14 protein-coding genes and 1 pseudogene are annotated in these 20,933 nt (G+C 42.5%); 6 read left to right on the top strand and 9 right to left on the bottom strand.

Going from position 1 to position 20,933, the window contains the following annotated elements; all coding sequences use genetic code 11:
- The first annotated feature begins 3 nt into the window (after positions 1-3).
- On the top strand, positions 4-1,623 hold the full coding sequence (locus tag RMX98_RS23305; protein WP_322680802.1) for a cyclic peptide export ABC transporter: 1,620 nt from the start codon (positions 4-6) through the stop codon (positions 1,621-1,623).
- A 59-nt stretch (positions 1,624-1,682) separates the two neighbouring features.
- Positions 1,683-1,913: a DUF6737 family protein gene (locus tag RMX98_RS23300; RefSeq protein ID WP_104906287.1), complete on the top strand. Its 231-nt coding sequence runs from the start codon at positions 1,683-1,685 to the stop codon at positions 1,911-1,913.
- 239 nt (positions 1,914-2,152) lie between these two features.
- Here RMX98_RS23300 and RMX98_RS23295 read toward each other — a convergent pair whose 3' ends face one another.
- Both RMX98_RS23295 and RMX98_RS23290 read right to left on the bottom strand, forming a co-directional pair.
- Complete coding sequence (locus tag RMX98_RS23295; protein ID WP_322680803.1) at positions 2,153-2,527, bottom strand: hypothetical protein; 375 nt, start codon at positions 2,525-2,527, stop codon at positions 2,153-2,155.
- A 74-nt stretch (positions 2,528-2,601) separates the two neighbouring features.
- The gene (locus RMX98_RS23290; RefSeq protein WP_322680804.1) at positions 2,602-2,955 is read right to left on the bottom strand and encodes a hypothetical protein; all 354 of its coding nucleotides are present in this window, start codon (positions 2,953-2,955) and stop codon (positions 2,602-2,604) included.
- Between the two features lie 1,260 nt (positions 2,956-4,215).
- Between RMX98_RS23290 and RMX98_RS23285 the strand changes: the two genes are divergently transcribed.
- Positions 4,216-5,310, top strand: coding sequence for a sensor domain-containing diguanylate cyclase (locus RMX98_RS23285; protein ID WP_322680805.1), 1,095 nt, complete (start codon positions 4,216-4,218; stop codon positions 5,308-5,310).
- Between the two features lie 369 nt (positions 5,311-5,679).
- Here RMX98_RS23285 and RMX98_RS23280 read toward each other — a convergent pair whose 3' ends face one another.
- Entirely contained in the window at positions 5,680-6,561 is an 882-nt protein-coding gene (locus tag RMX98_RS23280) for a 4-hydroxybenzoate solanesyltransferase (RefSeq protein WP_322680814.1), read from the bottom strand.
- Positions 6,562-7,026: 465 nt separating this feature from the next.
- Here RMX98_RS23280 and RMX98_RS23275 point away from each other — a divergent pair, with 465 nt between their 5' ends.
- A complete protein-coding gene (locus tag RMX98_RS23275; protein WP_322680806.1) occupies positions 7,027-8,682 on the top strand; it encodes a Ppx/GppA phosphatase family protein in 1,656 nt (551 codons plus the stop codon).
- Positions 8,683-9,299: 617 nt separating this feature from the next.
- On the opposite strand, the gene RMX98_RS23270 is transcribed toward RMX98_RS23275, so the two are convergent.
- Positions 9,300-10,187: a UTP--glucose-1-phosphate uridylyltransferase gene (locus tag RMX98_RS23270; RefSeq protein ID WP_322680807.1), complete on the bottom strand. Its 888-nt coding sequence runs from the start codon at positions 10,185-10,187 to the stop codon at positions 9,300-9,302.
- A 281-nt stretch (positions 10,188-10,468) separates the two neighbouring features.
- On the bottom strand, positions 10,469-11,653 hold the full coding sequence (hemW, locus tag RMX98_RS23265; RefSeq protein ID WP_322680808.1) for a radical SAM family heme chaperone HemW: 1,185 nt from the start codon (positions 11,651-11,653) through the stop codon (positions 10,469-10,471).
- A 404-nt stretch (positions 11,654-12,057) separates the two neighbouring features.
- Here hemW and RMX98_RS23260 point away from each other — a divergent pair, with 404 nt between their 5' ends.
- Entirely contained in the window at positions 12,058-13,134 is a 1,077-nt protein-coding gene (locus tag RMX98_RS23260; protein ID WP_322680809.1) for a PIN/TRAM domain-containing protein, read from the top strand.
- A 610-nt stretch (positions 13,135-13,744) separates the two neighbouring features.
- On the opposite strand, the gene RMX98_RS23255 is transcribed toward RMX98_RS23260, so the two are convergent.
- Both RMX98_RS23255 and RMX98_RS23250 read right to left on the bottom strand, forming a co-directional pair.
- Positions 13,745-15,694 (bottom strand): amino acid transporter, encoded by a 1,950-nt coding sequence (locus RMX98_RS23255; RefSeq protein ID WP_322680810.1) that lies wholly within the window; start codon positions 15,692-15,694, stop codon positions 13,745-13,747.
- A gap of 634 nt (positions 15,695-16,328) precedes the next feature.
- Complete coding sequence (locus RMX98_RS23250; protein WP_322680811.1) at positions 16,329-18,671, bottom strand: ATP-binding protein; 2,343 nt, start codon at positions 18,669-18,671, stop codon at positions 16,329-16,331.
- 490 nt (positions 18,672-19,161) lie between these two features.
- On the opposite strand from RMX98_RS23250, the gene RMX98_RS23245 reads away from it, so the two are divergent.
- Entirely contained in the window at positions 19,162-19,734 is a 573-nt protein-coding gene (locus RMX98_RS23245; RefSeq protein WP_322680812.1) for a 2OG-Fe(II) oxygenase, read from the top strand.
- A 34-nt stretch (positions 19,735-19,768) separates the two neighbouring features.
- On the opposite strand, the gene recR is transcribed toward RMX98_RS23245, so the two are convergent.
- Positions 19,769-20,326, bottom strand: a complete 558-nt coding sequence (gene recR, locus RMX98_RS23240; protein WP_322680813.1) for a recombination mediator RecR — start codon at positions 20,324-20,326, stop codon at positions 19,769-19,771.
- A gap of 280 nt (positions 20,327-20,606) precedes the next feature.
- Positions 20,607-20,933, bottom strand: a pseudogene (locus RMX98_RS23235) (photosystem II q(b) protein); the annotation flags it as partial.

Genomic DNA, 20,933 nt, shown 5'->3' with positions numbered 1-20,933 from the left:
GTCATGAATTTGATTTACTTTCTTTTGCGTTCTTCGTGGGGGATGGTGGCGATCGCGATCGCTACCGGATTTTTGAGCGGCGGTAGTAGTGCTGGCTTGATTGCCTTAATTAGCCATGCTGCAAGTAACGGTAATGCTTCCCGCCTCACATCGATAATTTGGGGTTTTGCGGGGCTGGCTATAGTTGCACTAATTACCAGTATCGTTTCTCAAGTGATGCTGATTCGCCTTTCTCAGAATGCAGTCTTGCAATTACGGATGCGTTTGAGTCGCCAGATTCTCGCTTCCGAGTTGAGTCATCTGGAACGCTTAGGGAATCCTCGATTATTGGCAACTTTAACAGAAGATATTCAGGCGGTTGCTAATGCTGTTTATCAGATGCCTTTTATCTTTATTAATTTAGCGATCGTCCTTGGTTGTATAACATATATAACCTGGCTTTCTTGGTTAGTATTGTTGATGGTTTGTGGGATTTCAGTAGTTGCGATCGCTAGTTGTCAGTGGTTACTCAACAGAGGCGGTAAATTACTTACTTTAGCTCGTGAAGATGAAGATCAGTTGTTTAAACATTTTCGCACTATTACCGAAGGAGTCAAGGAACTTAAACTAAATTACAAGCGGCGTGAAGATTTTTTAGAAGAGAAATTACAATCAACTGCTAACGAGTTCCGTCATCATAACGTTCACGGTCTAAGCCTTTTTGCCATAACTTCAAGTTGGGGTCAACTCATATTCTTTTTTGCTCTCGGTTTTGTATTATTCGTGTTGCCTAATCTGTTTACTATCAATCCCGAAACTCTCTCTGGCTACATTTTGACCTTCACTTACTTGGTGTTACCAATGGATAACATCATCAGTAAACTTCCTCTATTAAGCAAAGCTAGCATTGCCTTACAAAAAATCGAATCACTGGGTTTATCTCTAGCTAGTCGAACGGAAATATCCACTGTTCCACCTGCTCTGAAATCTGACTGGCAAAAGTTAAAGTTTCAAAGTGTTACCCACACTTACTACACAGAGCAAGAAGACAATAGCTTTATTTTTGGCTCCGTCGATTTAACACTTTATCCTCAAGAATTAGTCTTCATTGTTGGCGGGAATGGTAGCGGTAAATCTACATTAGCTAAATTAATTACTGGGCTTTATATCCCAGATAACGGCGAAATATGGTTTGATGATGAGTTAATTAGCGACAAGAATCGAGAATGGTATCGCCAGCATTTTTCCGTAGTGTTTTCCGACTTTTATTTATTTGAAGAACTTTTAGGATTAAAAAATTCTTACTTGGATGCTCAAGCCAGAAAATATTTACAAAAACTGCAACTAGACCATAAAGTGAAAGTTGAAAATGGACAAATTTCTACCACCGCTCTTTCTCAAGGACAACGAAAACGGCTAGCTTTACTCACAGCCTACTTGGAAGATCGACCAATTTATCTGTTTGATGAGTGGGCAGCCGATCAAGATCCAGTATTCAAAGAAATATTCTACACTCAACTTCTCCCAGAACTGCGATCGCAGGGTAAAACAGTGCTGGTAATTAGCCATGACGATCGCTATTTTCATTTAGCAGACCGAATTATCAAACTTGACTATGGCAAAATAGAGTACGATAAAACTTAATCTGGCAAAACAAATCATAATTCTTAAAATAATATTTGGAGTTTGATTAAATAAAACTAATGTCTGAACAAAAGCCCATAAATCCTTGGAACTACAAACCTTGGTGGTGTCAACCCTGGTCTATAGTTCTCACAGGTGTAACACTGATTGGTGGTAGCTGGTTACTATTTAAAACTATCTGGCTAACAGTTCTCGTTTCCATCCCGATAGGAACGTGGATGGTATTTTTTGTGTTGTTTTGGCCACAACTAATGATTCGCAGTGGAATTTTAGAATCGTATAAAGAGTAGTTTAAGCTTGATGTAATACTGGAAATTACTCCAGGTAGAGAAAATTATTCCGCCGTGTTCAGAGATATAGCAGCAAAGTTTATTTAGCAATTAATACTGCTGATCTAGCGGTTTTCCTGGAATAATTTCCAGTTTGTATACAGCAAATTTCAAGGAAAATGAGGTACACAAGCTTGCGTCTGTTTTCCAGGTAGAAAGCGTGTTTTACTCGTGAATTCTGAATTCTGAATTCTGCTGTATCAGCCAGTAGGTGAATCTTCTTCAGGCAAGATTTCATCTATACTGAGTACCCAAGGTATACCTTTGCCAGGTGGAGGGCTGACAGTAATCCTACCTCTGTTAGTAAATCTTTTCAACATCTCGGTGAATTGGGGAACAGTTGTCATGATGTTCTGATAACTTTCTATATCAGGGCAAATCATGATTAACATTAAAATCCCACTATTAATTTTGAAATACCAATGGCAACTTGACAACAAAATACGGGTGATGCGATCGCCTGCTAGAAAAAATTTTTGTTTCGTTGCTTCTTCTAGTTGTCTAAAGAGAATTTCACTCAATTGAATTGTCAGATTTGAAGGCAAATCGTCTGGAGAAAGATACGGCTGATTCATAATATTATTTAGTGCTTTCAGACATTAAAAAACTGATGGATTTGCAGGTTTAATATTACATGATATTCCCATTTTCATAATTCTTGCTTTTGCGTAACAATCCACATCAAATCTAACCACAATTGAGGATAAACCTTCTTAATCTGCAATTTGGGGTCGTGCAACAAATTTGTAGCATTCACGCAAACAACTTTAACTAGTCCCATATATTCTGCCACTTCTATCAGTAATTTTTTTTCTGCTACTACAGCAGCAATCAGCCTGTCGGGACAATAAATCTTTATATATTTGGCATGAGGGATATATGCTCCTTTTGAGCTAGAATTTAGCACTTTTACATAGCAGTACCGTAGTAATTTCCACACTTCTGGGTGAGCTTGCTCAATAATAAGGGTAAATTGTCGGGCTAAGTCTTCTTCGGTAATCATTACTTTCTCCATTATTATTGTGCTAAAAATGTAAGAATTCAGGAGTCAGAATTATGAATTCAGAATACTTAAAGAATCAAGATAATATTTGATGCAATATACCAATCATTCTAGATTCTTGATAAATTCTGGCTTTTGACTACTGGATGCTGAATTCTTACCTAAAAACTGTAATTTCATCTCATTTCTGCATAGTAAAGGTGACGCAGCATTGTTAATGCTGTATGCATTTTTATCTGAGTAAAATTAACAATTTTTAGTTTGGCTAAAATTTCCCCATGCGGCAGAATTTGTTCGTAAGTTTTCTACGGCTGATGTTACTTTCCTATCAAGCATCAAAGCTGAAACCGATTGCTAAAACTGTATCAATCGCTGCTTTCAACCAAATTAATTGGTATAAAGCAAAGTTACTGAAAAAAGAATTCAGCAGCTAGAATGACTCTTGTGCAAGCGACAGATGACTTACAGCAAAAATATTTGCAGGTAGCAAGATAATTTGCAATATTTATGATATTCTGGTTTTAGAGGCAATCAAGAGTGCGATCGCCTACGACGGGCGGGTACGCCATCGCACAAAATATCTTTGAGTAAAAATGGTATACATTCAAAGATTCTGCTTTTGCCTTGGTAGATTTAGTTAAATCCGCTACGGCTTTATCGGCTCATCTCTGCACAGACGCGCAGAGACAATCGAAACTGTGCTGCAAAATTAAGCGATTGCCTCCACTACACGTGATCGCTCAAGCAGACGATCAGAAAATTCCCAAGGCGAAGCACTAGAAGCACTCGCCAAAGGAAACATTAGACCTCTTGCAAAAGTGCTTTTTGCACTCTTGGGGAAAAGGTTTTGGTTAAAGGCGAAGGGGACAATACAGAACCTTTTCCCCTTCCCCCTTACCCTTTTCCCGACAAATGCCAAGAAGTCTATTGAAATCGTTGCTGGTAGCAAAAAAAGTACCGAGGGTTGGAAGCCAGCTCTCGGTACTTATGTGTATATATTTAATTTATAAGTATAAAAAATTAAGGATTGACAAATGACTCTGATAGTATGATAAGTTTTGATAAATTTTACCTGATATTGATAATTTTCAACCTGGCTTTGGGCAAAAGACCTTGTAAGTATCTACATATTCAGGGAATTTGCACAGTGAAAGCTAGGGTGACATGAACAACAGAGCAAACCAAAGGCATGAACAACATCATGTAATACAATTTTTCTGTATATCCAAGCGAACGTTGATTTTCGTTGCACAGATGTTTATGTCATGCAGGCTTGCTGCTGGAAAAGTAATCCTGTGGTTGTTGCAACATTTTCAGCGTCCCAGACTTTCTTGGCTAAAACTCAGACACCCATCTGTGAAAATCCAACCTGTTCCTCTACCTGACAATGAAGCAGAAAGGCTCAAAGCCCTGGCGGACTACAATATTCTGGATACTCTACCCGAACAAGCATTTGATGACCTGACTGCTTTGGCTGCATACATTTGTAAGACTCCAATTGCTTTAATTAGCTTAGTTGATGCCGATTGCCAATGGTTTAAATCTAAGGTTGGACTAAAAGGTAGTGAAACAACCAAAGATTGGGCTTTTTGCTCTCATGCGATTCTTCAATCAGAAGATATATTAGTGATTCCCGACGCGATCAAGGACGATCGCTTTAATAACAATCCCTTAGTCAAAGGCAATCCCAAAATTCGTTTTTATGCTGGTGTGCCTTTAATTACCCCCGATGGTCTTCCGATTGGGACGTTGTGTGTTCTAGATACCATTCCTCATCACCTAAGTTACCAGCAGTTAGATGCACTGCGCCGCCTGGGTCGTCAGGCGATCGCTCAGATGGAACTGATTCAGGAAGTTCGCAACCGCAAACAAGCATCGCTGACTGATGAACTAACAGGTTTGCATAACCGACGTGGTTTCTTTGCGATCGCAGAACAAGAGTTAAAAATTGCTTACCGGATGAAAACGTTGTGCTGGGTTATTTTCATTGATTTGGATGGGCTAAAACAGATTAACGACACCCTTGGTCATGATATGGGAGATTCCTTGATTATTGATGCTGGTCGATTACTCAAGCAAAGTTTTCGCAACTCAGATATTGTTGCCCGCTTGGGTGGAGATGAGTTTATTGTTTTCAGTTCCAGCTACTTTAAGGATGCTGATAGCATCCAAGCGTATCTGCAAGCAAATATCGCCAACTTCAATCAACAGCAAAACCGTAGCTATAAACTTTCGATGAGTATGGGAATAGAGTGTTGCTCACCAGAAAGCAATATGTCACTAGAAGAACTAATCGCCAGGTCTGACGAATTAATGTACGCACAGAAGCGTCTCAAACGGCAATCTCTTACATGAAGGGTACAGAGAGAATCGGTATTATAATATAGCAATCCGATTTGATTTCTGAATTTATTTGCGTAGATAGGGAAGAGGCAATAGGCAAGAGGGAAGAGGGAAGAGGCAATAGGGAAGAGGCAAGAGGCAAGAGGCAATAGGGAAGAGGCAATAGGCAATTAGGGAAGAAGTCTCTTTGAGTTGTACTGAATTTTTTCAGAAATCAAATATTATTCCTATATGCAAGCAGATTCTATCCTGAAAATGATCGCACAAGCAAGTCAGCAAATGCGAAGTGGTTTGCTAACTTCCAAAATGTTTGACATTCATGCAAATTTTAGATTGCGATTCAATTATCCAGTACAAGCACGCATTAGATATCTGGTGAAGTTAAAAAGATCCTGCAATCATCCCAGCAAGTAAAATAAAACCAATCCACACGTTTTGCCGGAACATCTGACCATAAACAGGATTTGGTAAGTCTTGCTTTCTTAATCGTAGAGATTGCCAAACCCAGCCAATAGTTGCAACTGCAAGGCTAATCCAGAAGGCTAAATGCAGATGTATAAGTACGCCTAACCAAGCCAATAACAAGATTGTGCCAGCAAAGAAAATTCCAATGGCTGTAGGGGCATAATTACCAAAAAATAGGGCACTAGAATTAACACCAATGCGGCGATCGTCTTCCTTGTCGCTCATGGCGTAAACTGTATCAAATCCCAATGTCCACAGTACAGTTGCGCCCCAAAGTAACCAAGTGGCTTGGGAGATCGTTTGTGTTACTGCACTCCAGCTAATCAATACCCCAAAGCCCCAAGCGATAGAAAGTACCAGTTGCGGTACAGGAAACACCCGCTTTGCGCCTGGATAAAGGAGAATCACGGGTACTGCTGCCACACATAACCAGAAACTTAGGGGGTTAAGATAAAAAGCCAGGATCGCTGCACATGCTAGCGATACGATCGCGACTACAATCCCAACTTTCACCGATAAGGCGCGAGAAGCGAGGGGGCGATCGCGTGTTCTCTCCACTTCTGGATCAATATCTCGATCCCACAAATCATTGACAACACACCCGGCCGCACTTGTGGCTAGAGTACCCAATATAATTACACCAACCAGAGGTAAAGGCGGTTTCCCAGAAGCTGCTAAAAACACAGCCCAAAGGGCAGGAATCATTAAAATTAACCGTCCTTCTGGTTTATGCCAGCGCAAAAGCCGGATAATTACAAGCCAAATTGGTGAATGGGGGCGTTCTGGCGTTGTTAACATAGTGATTGGGCAAGGGGCATTGGGTATGGGGGATGGGGCATGGGGCACTTGTACTAAGTGTTGGCGTAAAGCCTGCGGCATAGCTACGCTTCGGGCGCAGCCTCTCCAAAAGTTGTATTGGGAATTAGGAATTAGTTATTTCTCGCCTTGCTTCTTTGTTCCTATGCCCCATACCCCATTCTTTAGTTCACACATCTTTACATCTATAGAATAACGTTATTTGTTATTTGTAAAAACATAACCTCAAGTGGCAACTTTAAATATCTTTAAATAGTCACTTCGGTTAGAAGCAGTAGGGCGAATATACTTAGCTCAGTTAGCCTCGACCAAAGATAAAGAGTATTAATTACTCAGTGCTGAGTACTCAATACTCAGTCTGAGCAAGTGTGTTGCAACAAATATCAGTGCCAGCTACCCCGACATACCACCGTTTGTCATCATTTCTTAATAAAGAGAGAAAACTAGATGCTGAATTCAGTAGCTTCGGCTAACTGGGAGAGTGTTCCAACTCAACCACCTAAGCAAGATCGGATTATTGCTGCCATTGACTTGGGAACAAATTCTCTACACATGGTAGTAGTGAAAATTGACCCCACACTACCAGCTTTCAGCATTATTGCTAGAGAAAAAGAAACTGTAAGACTTGGCGATCGCAATCTTAAAACTGGGGAACTCAAACCAGAGATAATTGAAAAGGCGATCGCGGCTTGTGGACGTTTCCAAGAAGTTGCCAAAACTATCAACGCTGAAACGATCATCGCTGTGGCAACTAGTGCTGTGCGCGAAGCCCCCAATGGTAAAGATTTTTTGTCCAGATTAGAAACGGAGTTGGGTTTAAGCGTTGACTTGATTTCTGGTCAAGAAGAAGCGCGACGAATCTATCTTGGCGTGCTGTCAGGGATGGAATTTCACAACCAGCCCCATACCATTATTGATATTGGTGGTGGTTCCACAGAGTTAATTTTGGGCGACAGTCAACAACCGCGCACTCTCACCAGTACCAAAGTTGGTGCAGTGCGACTCACTGGCGAGTTAATTACCACTGACCCGATCAGCCACACCGAGTTTCAGTATCTGCAAGCTTATGCACGCGGGATGCTGGAACGTTCTGTAGAAGAAGTGTTAGCCAACCTAGAGTTTGGGGAATCTCCGCGTTTAGTGGGTACGGCGGGTACAATTGAAACCCTGGCGATGATTCATGCACGAGAAAAATCGGGTGTTATTCCTTCTACCCTCAATGGCTACCAGTTTAGTCTTAAAGACTTGCGAGAGTTGGTGAATCGCTTGCGGAAACTGAGTAATTCCGAAAGGGCTACTATTCCCGGTATGCCAGATAAGCGGGCTGAAGTTATACTCGCTGGGGCAGTAATATTACAGGAAGCAATGACCCTCTTGGGTAGTGAATCGGTAACAGTTTGTGAGCGTTCTCTCAGAGAAGGCGTAATCGTAGACTGGATGCTCACCCACGGTTTAATTGAAGACAAGCTACGCTACCAAAGTTCAGTTCGGGAACGGAATGTTCTTAAACTCGCTAATAAGTACCACATTAACTTAGAATATAGCGATCGCGTGGCAAAATTTGCCGAGAGTTTATTTGACCAAACTCAAGGTACTCTACACCACTGGGGAAGCGATGAGCGACAACTACTGTGGGCAGCTGCAATATTACACAATTGTGGTCACTATATCAGCCATTCCTCTCACCACAAGCATTCTTACTATCTAATTCGCAATGGTGAATTACTCGGTTATACAGAAACCGAGATTGAAATTATTGCCAATTTAGCACGTTATCATCGCAAATCGCCGCCCAAGAAAAAACATGAGAATTACCAGAGTTTGCTGACTAAAGAACAGCGACAAATGGTCAGTCAATTGAGTGCAATTTTAAGATTGGCAGTGGCATTAGATAGACGACAAATTGGTGCGATCGCTCAAGTCCAATGTGAGTATTATCCACAATTTCGCCAGGTCAATCTACTAATTCATCCATCTCAATCTGATGATGACTGTGCTTTAGAACTCTGGAGCTTAGATTATAAAAAAGCAGTGTTTGAGGAAGAATTTGGAGTGAAATTAGTAGCGACTTTAGAAAAGTCTAGCGTTGCTAAGTTATCTTAGAAAGTAGCGTGCGTTACACTGCGTTAACGCACCTACACATAGCTTCTATTCCATTATTGTGATAATTCATTCTTTTTATAAGTTAGGCTCAATAAAAAACTTTCAGGGAAAAATAAGATGAATTTCTCTGGTAACAGTTAAATATGGTATAGTCAGTGACTAGCAAAAAATACCCCATTGCAGAACTAGATTTTTTATCCAAAATATACTTTCAGAAAAGTAAAACTTTTATCTAATTTTGACATCCTGCTTAAGGATGAATTTATAACTATCCCAAGAAGCATTGAAAAATCAAAATTAGTAATTAGAATAGAGTTAACAATCTATTTAAAGTAGGTTATGTTGCTATTGGATATCTAAGCCGGGAAAACTTAGATATCCTTATATAAAATTTCATTAAAGAATAATTCAGAAGTCAAAATTCAGGAGTCAAAATCAAGACGCTCTTTAGGGGATGTTTGAAAAGTATTTTTGGGAACCTTAAATGTTACCAAACTTAACCCCCTAGACCCGAATACAATTCAGTTAAGAAAATAATCTGTTGAGGGAGGCAGGGCAGGCAGAGGGAAAGAAAAATGCTTAACCCAAGCGTATTGACTTTTGGAACTAAGATTTATTTAGAAATTTCTAAAATCAATCATTGTCTGGCGATAGGTATCTGGCAATCCTGTATCAAAACACTTACCTTTGACAACGTATCCTGTCATCCCCTCTTCCTGACGTAATCTATCAAGACAGGATGTTAACTGAAATTCGCCTCGTTCTCGGAAATTTTGGTTGATATGTTCTCCTAAAAAATCAAAAATTTTTGGCGTTAATAAATACAAACCAAATATACATAAAAACTCATTTTGTGCCATTCCCTGTACACGAAAATGTTGTCGTGCATACTCAATGGTAGGTTTTTCATAGAGTTGTGTAACTTCCAGAATCGAGTTTAACTCTTGCCAAACTCCTGTTATACATCCAGATGTATGAAGATTTTCTGCTGGCGTTGTAGTTAAGCTAACAACGCTTTGATTAACTTGTTCATAAACATCTAAAAGTTGACTAGCACAAGATTTGTCAATATCAGATGCATAAATGTGGTCGCCCAACATTAGCAAAAACGGCTCATCTTGCACCCAATCTTTGGCACAAAATACCGCATGGCCATAGCCTAATTGCTCCTCTTGCAATAGGATAGTAATTCTGCTACCTAAATCTTCGAGATATCGGCTATATTCTTGATTTTGCGGTGAAAGTTTATCTAAAAGTTCTTTTTTGGGTGGATTTTTTAGCAAATATTCAAATATTTCTTGATCGTCCGGCTGCACTACGATCCCCACTTCTTCTATTCCAGCACTGATTGCCTCTTCAATAATTGCGAGAATGACAGGTTTTGCCCTGCCATCTCGATCAATAATCGGAAAAAGTTCTTTTTTCACAACTTTGGTAGCTGGAAATAAGCGAGTACCGAAACCAGCTACTGGGATCACAGCTTTTCTAACTTTATTTTTCTGCATAAATTATTAGTCCGTTTTAGAGGAGTAGGGAGTGGGGACAATACCGTTGGGTTAAGGAATTTTTTGGTTGAGGCAGGCAGGGGGGCGGGGGGAGAAGAGAAGCAGGGGAAGAGAAGAATTGCTGAACAATAACCCTCTTTCCTGCCCTGCTTATCCGAACCATATTGACAGTGGGGTGAAAGGAAAATTTTTCTTTCCCCCCCTGCCCCCTGCCCACACCACGATAGGATATTTTTTTAGTTGGAAGTCCCTAATCTCTCTTCTCTCTGTGCCTCTGTGATTCATTCTCCCAACTTTTCAAACAACTCCGCCAACACTACATTAGAAAACAAAAACCCTTGGGGATCAATCAAACGCAACCTTCCCCCTACAACTTCCACCCAACCTTTATCAAAATACTCTTGCAAACAGCTGCAAATTTCCTCTACCTTCTCTTCGCCATAAGCTTCCGCCAACGCCGCCAAACTTACACCCTCTGCCAAACGCAACCCCAACATTAATGTTTCTAACAATACTTCCTTTAGGGGAGTCACATCACAATCAATCAGACCACCAGCTTGTACCCACTGATAATACTCCTTAGTTTTACGCGGACGAGTAAAGCGTTTTCCTTCAACATAACTTGCAGCACCCATGCCAAAGCCATAATAAGGGCGGTTCTCCCAATAAACTCGATTATGCCGACACTGATGACCAGGTTGGGCATAATTGGAAATTTCATAATGCTCATAACCAGCACTAGTCAAAACTTGCTGCCCCATCTGGTACATTTTGACTGTGGCTTCATCCGTAGGCAAAGGAGTATCGCCAGGTTTGTAGTAACGACCAAAGGCTGTACCTGGTTCGATGGTAAGATCGTAAATGGAGATGTGAGTAGGTAAAATCGCCACCGCTTTTAAGAGAGAATCTTGCCATTGCTCCAAAGACTGATGCGGCAACCCAGAAATTAAGTCTAAGCTAAATTCGGGAATCTCGACTTGGTGGATTAGTTCTACAGCTGCGAAAATATCTTCAACTGAGTGTGATCGCCCAGCCCTTTGCAATAATTCTGCTTGAAAGGCTTGTACACCCAGACTTACCCGGTTTACGCCTGCATTACGATAGCCTGCTAGATGGGCTAAATCAAAGGTGGCTGGGTCAATTTCCATAGAAATTTCTGCCCCAGACGCAATACCAAAATGCTTCTCTAGCTCTCTGAGTATACGTTGTAGCTGCTCCGTTGATAGTAGCGAAGGAGTCCCACCACCGAAGAAAATTGTCTTTAGGGGTTGACCAAATGCTGATGTAATGGCAATTTCTTGACATAGCACCTCAACGTATTGGGAGATCGTACCAGATGTTTCGCCGCGCAAGTGATCGCCTACAACAGACACCGGGAAATCACAATAAAAACACCGCCGTCTGCAAAAGGGAATATGCACATAAGCAGAACTCGCAATTCCAGAAATCCGAAATTTTTGACTCATTTGGAGAAAAGTTTTAAGTTAACCAACTGCAAATTCCAGACAATGAAAATGAAGAAAGAATTCAGAAATCAGGAGTCAGGAGCCAGAATAATTGTCAGATCAAGCCTGCAATAACTTCTTGATTTTATGAAAATTATTAAGTTTGGGTATCAAAGTCTTCTTAATTCTGACTTCTGGATTCTGGATTCTGAATTCTTACAAAATGAGTAGTTTATTTACGAGTTTTTGTTGTTTTACAACGAAACAATGAAAAATATTAAGATAAAAGCCTTTGGTTATAATAATTGCAGATATTGTCCTACTAAACCCTTAGTGTAAGTCAATATTGATGAGTTTATCTTACCGATGAAATAAAAAATACTTAACTTTATCGGTGAACACAGTTGCAGGAAAACAAGACAACCATGCTTGACGCCATTATAATTTTTTCATTCATCCTAGCAGCGTCGGGAATAGGGTTCTACAGCATTGAACTACTACCCAATGGCACGTTAGATCAAGTAACAAATCTAGAAGCTTTACGCTTAGTTGTTGCCGTCTTTGCCGCTATTATTGGTGGTGCGATCGGGCTGAGTTTCCAGACGACATATCGTCGCTTGGAGACACAAGTCAAAGAAATGCCTCTAGAGGTTATTTTAACTCGTGCCATCGGCTTAGTGATTGGGCTATTACTAGCTAACCTGATGCTAGCCCCACTATTCTTGCTACCGATCCCGGCAGATTTTGGATTTATTAAGCCACTGGTGGCAGTTGTCGGCAGTATTATCCTCTCCGTCACTGGTATGAATTTGGCAGATACCCACGGGCGAGGTTTATTGCGGTTCATTAATCCCAACACCGTCGAATCGATGGTAGTGGAAGGAACGCTAAAACCAGCCAATACCAAAGTTTTAGATACTAGCTGCATTATTGATGGTCGTATTGAAGCCTTACTAGAAACAGGGTTTCTGGAAGGGCAAATTCTTGTACCACAGTTTGTTTTGCAAGAACTCCAACAAGTAGCGGATGCTAGCAAAGACCAAAAACGGGTGCGGGGAAGACGAGGACTAGAAATTCTTAACCGCATTAAAGAACAATACCCCGATCGCATCCTGATTAATACAATTGACTACGAAGATATTCCCACAGTCGATGCCAAGTTAGTGCGTTTTGCTCAAGAAATTAGCGGTACATTGCTAACCAACGACTACAACTTGTCTAAGGTTGCCAGTGTTCAGAAAGTACCTGTTTTGAATGTGAATGATTTAGTGAATGCCGTCCGTCCCAGTTATTTACCTGGTGATAACCTGGATTTGAAAATTCTCAAGGAAGGCAAAGAACCAAGTCAAGGCATTGGCTATCTAGATGACGGCACAATGGTAGTTGTTGAAGAAGGTAGCAGTTATGTGGGTGGTGAACTGCGAGTAGTAGTCACCAGTGCTTTGCAAACTACAGCAGGAAGAATGATTTTTGCCAAACCCCAAGCTTCAGCATTGGCGTGAAACAATGGGATGTTCAATTCGAGTGACACTTGATAATCGGTGCAGTCAGCCTGCACCGATTATTTATTGATTGGCTTGCGTAAAAGGCAATAGGCAATAGGCAAGAAGCCTCTTTGAGTTGTACTGAATTTTTTCACGCAATCAAATATGAGTCCCAATACTTGTCGGGTTTTGGGGGAAAGAGGAAGGGGAAAAGGGAAATAAAAAACTTTTAACCCAAACCCAGTAACCTTTTCCCCAAACCAAATTCTGAGTTGAAAATGCAAAACCCGAGTGAGTAGTATTGATATGAGTCCTATAGTAGTGATTAGATTGATGATTGGACAGGCTCTTTCTTTTTTCCAGTATTATTGATTTTAGAAAAAGCACAAGGTAAATTTTTATATTTAGTTGAGTTAAGCCTAAAATCCAATAGACTTCTTGGATAAATCAAAAAAAGAACCCCATCCAGCCTGCAAAGGTCTGGGGGTGGGGCGTTATATATGTCTGAATAATTAGTTATGAATTCCTACCAGTTAAGCTGCTAAGACTTGATCGCGATCGCTACTTCTATGACTGGTTTATTTGCCACACCTTTATAGGACAAGGGTAAACTTGTCGCCTCTGTGACTCAACCTCCAACATGAATACCAGGACGCATCTGGGGATTCTTTTCAGCTCGACGCAGTACTTCACGGGTAACTACAGCAATGTCACCTTCACCAAACAAGATAAAACGCAGTAGGTATTGTATGGGATTTCCCTCAACCCAGCCGAAATAAGCATGGGGAATTTTACCTGTTTGATCGCGAATATAAAGTAGTAAAGCCGCGATCGCATTAGGTACTGCTGCACTTTCAGCTCGGAGGATGCGATAATCACCAACTTGCACCCCTTTTACTTTGATTACATCTGCAAATTCTGAAGCATCGGATACATGAATTTCTAGAAACAGAATTGGATCGTTGGGGGGAATATGGTTATCCTCGCGTACCTCTTTCTCTTTCATAAAATACTCTAGGACATCACCCTTATTCAACCGATTTGCAATCAGTCGGATTGCTCCCTGGCTCTCTTCGGCAAGGAATTGGCTAGCAAGTTCGTCAACTTCAATCCGCTCTGCTCGCAGTTCCGTTGAACGCCAAACCCGAGAAACCAACGAGGTAAAAATGATCGCACCGATGAAAAACCCAGCAATCCTAATCCCTTCTGGTCTTTCAATGATATTGACAATAGTGGTATATAAAAATAACAGTGTAATGATGCCAAAGACGAGTTTTGCCCGCTTCTGTCTGTGACGGTGGGCTGATAAGGTGACGGCAAAGGCGGCTGAGGTGATCAATACAAGCACACCAGTTGCGTAAGCCCCACCTTGGGCTTCTACACTTGCTCTGAAGATAATTGTGACAACAAAAGCGATCGCTGTGTAGACTAACACCAAAGGTCGCGTTACTCGTGCCCAATTGGGTGCCATACCATAGCGTGGTAGGTAGCGAGGCACAATATTCAACAGCCCTGCCATTGCAGATGCACCTGCAAACCACAAAATAGAAATAGTACTTAAATCGTAAATTGTGCCAAAGCCATTACCTAAGTACAGATGTGCTAAATAAGCAAGGGCCCGGCCGTTAGCTTTGCCTCCCGATGCAAACTCTGCCGTTGGAATTAGTAGAGTGGTTATAAAGCTAGTGGTAAGCAAAAAGAAGCTCATAATCAGAGCCGCAGTGGTAAGCAGCTTGCGTGTATTCCGAATCCGCCCCTTGGGATGCTGCGGAGTGCTGTTACTGCTACCTTTAACTAGAGGCATAACGGTAACACCAGTCTCAAAGCCTGACAATCCCAGCGCTAATTTAGGGAATATCAAAAGAGAGATGCCGATTAGGATCAAAGGATTGGAATGGCGGGCAAAAAGTGCAGTTTCCCAGTTTGCGATCGCTTCTGTGTGAGTTAATATTTGATACACACCGACGCCAACGACAATAAAGTTTAACAGCAGATAAGCTGCCACCAAAACTACTGCAATCCCAATGGCTTCTCGGAAACCTTTCAAGAAAACTGCACCTAGTAATGCAATTAATATCAGGGTGATTGCGATCGTCTGATTGTGAAGCCAAATTGGTGTAAGCGGATTTTCGATGATATGGGCTGTGGCATCAGCTGCTGACAAGGTAATGGTAATAATAAAGTCAGTTGCCACAAAGCCAAGTAAGCACAGTACAAGTAATTTACCTTGCCACCAGGGAAGTAAACGCTCTAACATTGCGATCGACCCTTCACCATGAGGGCTTTCAGCAGCAATGCGCCGATAGATTGGCAATGCTCCAAAGAGCGTCAGCAAAACCAGAATCAGGGTAGCTATAGGAGAAAGAGCGCCAGCCGCCAGTGCTGCAATCCCAGGTTGATAGCCAAGGGTGGAGAAATAATCTACACCAGTCAAGCACATCACCTGCCACCAAGAATGCTGGCGATGTGGTTCTTCTTTGCGGTAAGGCCCTTTCTTCTCTCGTCGTCGGTCTTCTTCAAGCAACCAGTGGATTAACTGGCTACTGAGCCGTTTTGTTGAAACAATTGAATTAGCCATCAAATACGGTTGTGTTGCAAAAGTCGGCTTTGTGATTATTTTAAGCCTTCGTAGTTTATGAAAATTTTTAACTACGAAGGTATAGCACTATTATTGTATGTTAAGCATCCTGTCCAATTTACAAAATATATAGTAGCTGCTCGTAGTCGTCTATCGTATCAAGTTCAGTTGCAGATTTTGGTATAGGAATAATCAATCCTGCAACCGTATATTTGGGGATTAACTTTCGTACCCTTAGTATCTTTAAACTGCATAAATTCTAAAAAAAGGCACTGCTAAATAAGGCAGGTAGCTAATTAATAAATCTGCCCTAAATTGATAAATACAAAATTTATAAAAGGCTCCTTCAGAACATGTTAGTAATCCAGAGGATTGTGGTTTAGGAGACCTTACTTTTTAAGTTGATGATGTTGAAAAAACTGTTTTTTATTTAAAATCAAAAGGCTATCTGGAGAAATGCAGTTTGCCTCGGTGCTGATTGAGTCGGATTTAGACCAAATATGCGGAAGGTTTCGGCTGACCAAATTTGTTTTTGAGACTCATTTTTAGCAGTAGCTAACAGCGTTTCACTGCATCGGAATTCTTCCTCAGCTTGTTTGCGTTCGTTGAGTGTGAATTAATTGTTGTCTTGTACTTACCGCTTAATTTTCTCCACGAGGCTAGTGACTACAGCAGCCAACTGTATTGCTTCAATTGGTTTGGGGAAATGTGTTTGATAGCCGGCGGAAATCGCCTTGAGCCTATCTTCTTCCCGTGCAAAGGCTGTTACCGCTACGGCAGGTATCTGACCACCTACTTCAATCTCCCACTCTCTGACTTTTCGGATAAAATCATAGCCGTCCTCTTGTGGCATACTGATGTCGCAAAGGATCACGGTGGGTTTCCAAGCTAACACCTCTTTTAGCGCCTGTGCTGCACAAGCACAGGCGCGCACTTCTGCTCCCTGCTGCATAAGTACTGCTGAAACGAGACATAGAGCATCAGGTTCGTCATCAACCACAAGTACTCGCACATTCTGAAGTCCGTGCAGGCTTTTATACGGTGAAAACGTGCCATCCGCAAATGTCATCGGTGGAACGCTAATGCTCTCCTGGTGGGCAATCACGGGAAGTTTAATAGTGAAAGTTGCGCCCTTGCCCTGACCATCACTATCGGCCTGCACTGTCCCACCGTGAAGCTCAACTAAGTGACGGACGATCGCCAGACCTAGCCCCAAACCGCCAAACTTCCTTGTAGTTGAGCCGTCGGCCTGGCGGAAGCGCTCAAAGACGTGTGGCAGAAATTCTGCGTTGATACCCACACCAGTGTCGCGCACTATAACCTCAACAAATGAGTTAGCCTGCTGAAGCTGCACTTCAACCCGTCCACCCTGAGGCGTGAATTTAACCGCGTTCGAGAGCAGGTTCCATAATACCTGCTGAAGCCGATTTTGGTCTCCTAAGACAGGTTCCACATTGGCAAGTTGTAGCTGTAAATCGATGCCTTTGACTTCAGCAGCGTGGCGTACCGAATCGAGCGCATTGACGATTATGATCGCTAAGTTTAGCGGCTGTGGTTCAAGACGGAGTTTCCCAATGATGATCCGCGATGTATCGAGGAGGTCATTCACAAGTTGTGTCTGGGCTTTAGCGTTCCGCTCGATGGTCTCGATTGCGTGCTGTGTCTTTTCTTGGTCGAGCTTTCCAGCACGCAGCAACTGGGCCCAGCCGAAGATGGCATTGAGAGGAGTTCTGAGTTCGTGCGAGACGGTAATTAAGAACTCGTCTTTGAGGCGGCTAGCGGCCTCAGCCTCAGTTCGGGCTGCTTCAGACTGCCTTAAGTGTTCGTCCCGCTCACGCTCACGCTCTTGAAGAAGGTCAGCCGAAAATTCTAAGGCTTGGCCTAACAAGGCTACTTCCTTAATAGGTGAGGGACTGATGCGCGGATATTCACCTTTGGCGAGTGCTTCTGCGGCACAAGCAGCCGAGGCTATGCCTTGAGAAATCCACTGCGAGAGGATGAGCGCACCCACACCACTTACCACAAGCAATACCAAGCCAGATCCAACAACGAGGCACATCGCGCGGCGAGCTGGACTTTCAATGACTTCAATGGGAACGACGACGGCGGTCGTCCAGTCAGAAAAATTGGCTCGCCTAAAAGCAACGTACACTGGCGCTCCCTCCAAGGTGGTATCGCGGTAGATTCCCTCAGTTGTTAACGCAATTCGCTTCAGAAAAGATGGCGTACCCCGTTGCCCCACAAAGCGCTCAGGATTGCGAGTCCGGGCTACAACAACACCCTGACCGTCAACGACAGTACGTGTCCACTCCCCATTGATCGGTGTCTGAGTCTTGACGACGCTAGCGAGTGCTTTCGGGGTGATAACAGCCGTCAGCACATACCGTAGCTCGCCGCCGCGAATTACTGGGACGCGGATGGGGAAAGCCCATTTTCGCTTGAGATTTCCAAGGGCGAGATACCCCACTGTCGGCTGACGTATAGCGACAACACGTCGCAGGCTCTTAAGCTCGTTTGCTGGGGGTAGCGAAATGCCAAAGGGAACAGAGGTGTTCACGACCTGTTGCCCATCCGGCGTTAAGAGGATCACACCCAACCAAGTCGGCTGCGTCTGCACTGTGCGCTGTGCTTCGTTATAAAAGTTTTTTAATTCACTTTGGTCGAGTCGGTCAGAGGCTGCTAGTGCTTGGAGAGTCCTGGTTGTGCTGGAAACCTCGCGCTCTATATCTTCGGTGAGATTGCGTGCCGCTAGAACTAAGCGGCGCTCTGATGCCGCACGCTCGTTGAGCGAGAGTCTGTGTACAACAGCAACAGCAAAAAGGACAACTGGGAGTAAAGCCCCTGCCACGAGTAACACAAGATACCACTTCAGAGGCAACGTGCGTCTGCCGAAAACATTCAAGTCATCATTTTTACTTGCTTTAGCCAAACCGGCTCCCAAGTTTAAGAGGAATTCGGTCTTCTTTAATCTTGTCACGCTCTTTTGCTGAAAGCACACCAAGTTATTTGTGTACTGTAATCATTGGATTATAACTACCTATTAATTTCTTACAAGTTATAAAACCTAAATTTAATTGTTACCTCGCTTTTTATTGAGATTAGACTTCTTGGCAAAAGTCGGGAAAAGGGGGAAAGGTTTGTTATTTTCCCTTTCCCCTTTCCCCTTTAACCTTTACCCTTTTCCCCTCTCTTGCAAAAAGCACTTTTGCCAAAAGGTCTATTACTTACCCCTAACTGATCATCATGACTAAGTTAGAGCTACAACAGTGCCAGGTGTGAGAAACCGCAGTAGAAGAAGCGGGTGCGATCGCTGTTGCCCTTGGCGATTGTTACTCTAGAAGTAAGTTGAGATTCATGACGGCACTCTCAACGTGAAACCCTCAACAACATTGACTTACCAGAAGCACACCGTCAACTGCCGCAAGTCAAAAAATGTATTTCTCACTTACGTAACTGTGGAATGTTAGATGACCAAGAAAGATTTGCTTCGTAACCAAATTTTTACGCTGGAAAATATTCTTTCGCCAGCAGAATGTGTTGAGTATATTACTTTAACAGAAAACATTGGCTATGCAGATGCTCCTATTACTACCCACCGAGGTTTTGAAATGCGTCCTGACATACGCAATAATCAGCGCGTTATTCTAGATGACCGGGAGCGTGCTTTTGATTTATGGCAGCGTGTATCAAATTATATTCCCAGCACCATTGGTAGATGGCATCCAGTTGGGCTGAATGAGCGTTTTCGTTTTTATCGCTACGATCCAGGTCAGAGGTTTGCACCTCACCATGATGGTTCTTATCGGCGACCTAATGGTGAGGAAAGCCTATTGACTTTCATGATTTATCTGAATGAAGGCTTTGAAGGCGGCGAAACCCGCTTTTATCTTCCTCAATACTACGAAGATTTATCTAATCTAGCTGTGCTTCCAGTAACAGGTATGGCTTTGTGCTTTGTTCACGAACTAGTACATGAGGGCGCTGCTATTATCCAGGGACGAAAGTACGTTTTGCGATCGGATGTTATGTATAGTCAATAGTTTAGAAAGTCATTAACCAGCAAAATAACAAAATTTAATCTAACTCCCGGCGTCCTTCCAACGCCCTCGCCAAAGTTATTTCATCTGCATACTCTAAATCGCCACCGACAGGTAAACCAAAAGCAATCCGCGTCACCTTAGTAAATGGTTTTAGTAGCTGACCGATATACAGGGTTGTTGTCTCCCCTTCTACACTCGGACTAATTGCCAGAATTACTTCTTGAGGTTTTTGCTGACTCACTCGGCGCTGCAAAGCCAGTATATTCAACTGATCTGGGCCAATTCCATCAATTGGCGAAATCACCCCGCCCAAAACGTGATACTTGCCTTTGTATTCGCGGGTTTTTTCTAATGCAATCACATCACGAGGATCTGCAACAACACAGATGGTGTTGCTGTCACGGTTGGCATTGCGGCAAATTTCACAAACAGGTTCAGCAGATAAGTGAAAGCAAACAGAACACAAGCCTATCTGTTTTTTTGCTTCAATTAAAGCTTGTGCCAAAGCTTCTACTTCTGCTTCTGGTCGCTTCAAAATATGCAAAGCCAGTCGTTGGGCGGATTTGGGGCCAACTCCCGGCAGGCGTTGCAATTGCTCAATTAACCGTGCTAAAGGGCGTGCGTAAACCGTTGTCTTGTCTCCAGAATTGTTTTTACCTTAACTATGATGACATTTTTAGGACAATATCGAATGTAAATAGAAGCAGCCTAATACGGTTTACCTGGTGGTTTAATTTATTTAATCATGGATTCTGTTCTGGTTTATAAAGACAAGCGCCTCCCTTTGGAAAGCGCTGTTTATCTTTACAATTCAAACTAAAAAGCGCCCTCCCGAACAGGAGGGCGCTTTCTTATTTAGCTAAACTTCAGAATTAACCGTTGATAGCAGGAGCGCTTATTGCTACAGGAGCAGAATCACCAGCAGCCAAATCGAGAGGGAAGTTGTGAGCATTACGCTCGTGCATTACTTCCATACCCAGGTTAGCGCGGTTGATTACATCAGCCCAAGTGCTGATTACACGACCTTCAGAATCAATGATTGATTGGTTGAAGTTGAAACCGTTCAGGTTGAACGCCATTGTGCTTACACCCAAGGCGGTGAACCAGATGCCGATTACAGGCCATGCTGCGAGGAAGAAGTGCAGTGAACGGCTGTTGTTGAAAGAAGCGTATTGGAAGATTAGACGACCGAAGTAGCC

It is taken from the genome of Nostoc sp. DedQUE02, assembly GCF_034531035.1.
Lineage (GTDB): Bacteria > Cyanobacteriota > Cyanobacteriia > Cyanobacteriales > Nostocaceae > Nostoc.
The sequence above is the reverse complement of the archived record's forward strand: the minus strand, read 5'-3'. Positions and strand labels throughout refer to the sequence as shown.

Bases quoted from the DNA above. Each gene is read 5' to 3' on its own strand.
- RMX98_RS23285 (WP_322680805.1), top strand. From the start codon at position 4,216: ATGTCATGCAGGCTTGCTGCTGGAAAAGTAATCCTGTGGTTGTTGCAA.
- RMX98_RS23275 (WP_322680806.1), top strand. From the start codon at position 7,027: ATGCTGAATTCAGTAGCTTCGGCTAACTGGGAGAGTGTTCCAACTCAA.
- RMX98_RS23270 (WP_322680807.1), bottom strand. From the start codon at position 10,187: ATGCAGAAAAATAAAGTTAGAAAAGCTGTGATCCCAGTAGCTGGTTTC.
- RMX98_RS23300 (WP_104906287.1), top strand. From the start codon at position 1,683: ATGTCTGAACAAAAGCCCATAAATCCTTGGAACTACAAACCTTGGTGG.
- RMX98_RS23255 (WP_322680810.1), bottom strand. From the start codon at position 15,694: ATGGCTAATTCAATTGTTTCAACAAAACGGCTCAGTAGCCAGTTAATC.
- RMX98_RS23290 (WP_322680804.1), bottom strand. From the start codon at position 2,955: ATGATTACCGAAGAAGACTTAGCCCGACAATTTACCCTTATTATTGAG.
- RMX98_RS23245 (WP_322680812.1), top strand. From the start codon at position 19,162: ATGACCAAGAAAGATTTGCTTCGTAACCAAATTTTTACGCTGGAAAAT.
- RMX98_RS23305 (WP_322680802.1), top strand. From the start codon at position 4: ATGAATTTGATTTACTTTCTTTTGCGTTCTTCGTGGGGGATGGTGGCG.
- RMX98_RS23280 (WP_322680814.1), bottom strand. From the start codon at position 6,561: ATGTTAACAACGCCAGAACGCCCCCATTCACCAATTTGGCTTGTAATT.
- RMX98_RS23295 (WP_322680803.1), bottom strand. From the start codon at position 2,527: ATGAATCAGCCGTATCTTTCTCCAGACGATTTGCCTTCAAATCTGACA.
- RMX98_RS23260 (WP_322680809.1), top strand. From the start codon at position 12,058: ATGCTTGACGCCATTATAATTTTTTCATTCATCCTAGCAGCGTCGGGA.
- hemW (WP_322680808.1), bottom strand. From the start codon at position 11,653: ATGAGTCAAAAATTTCGGATTTCTGGAATTGCGAGTTCTGCTTATGTG.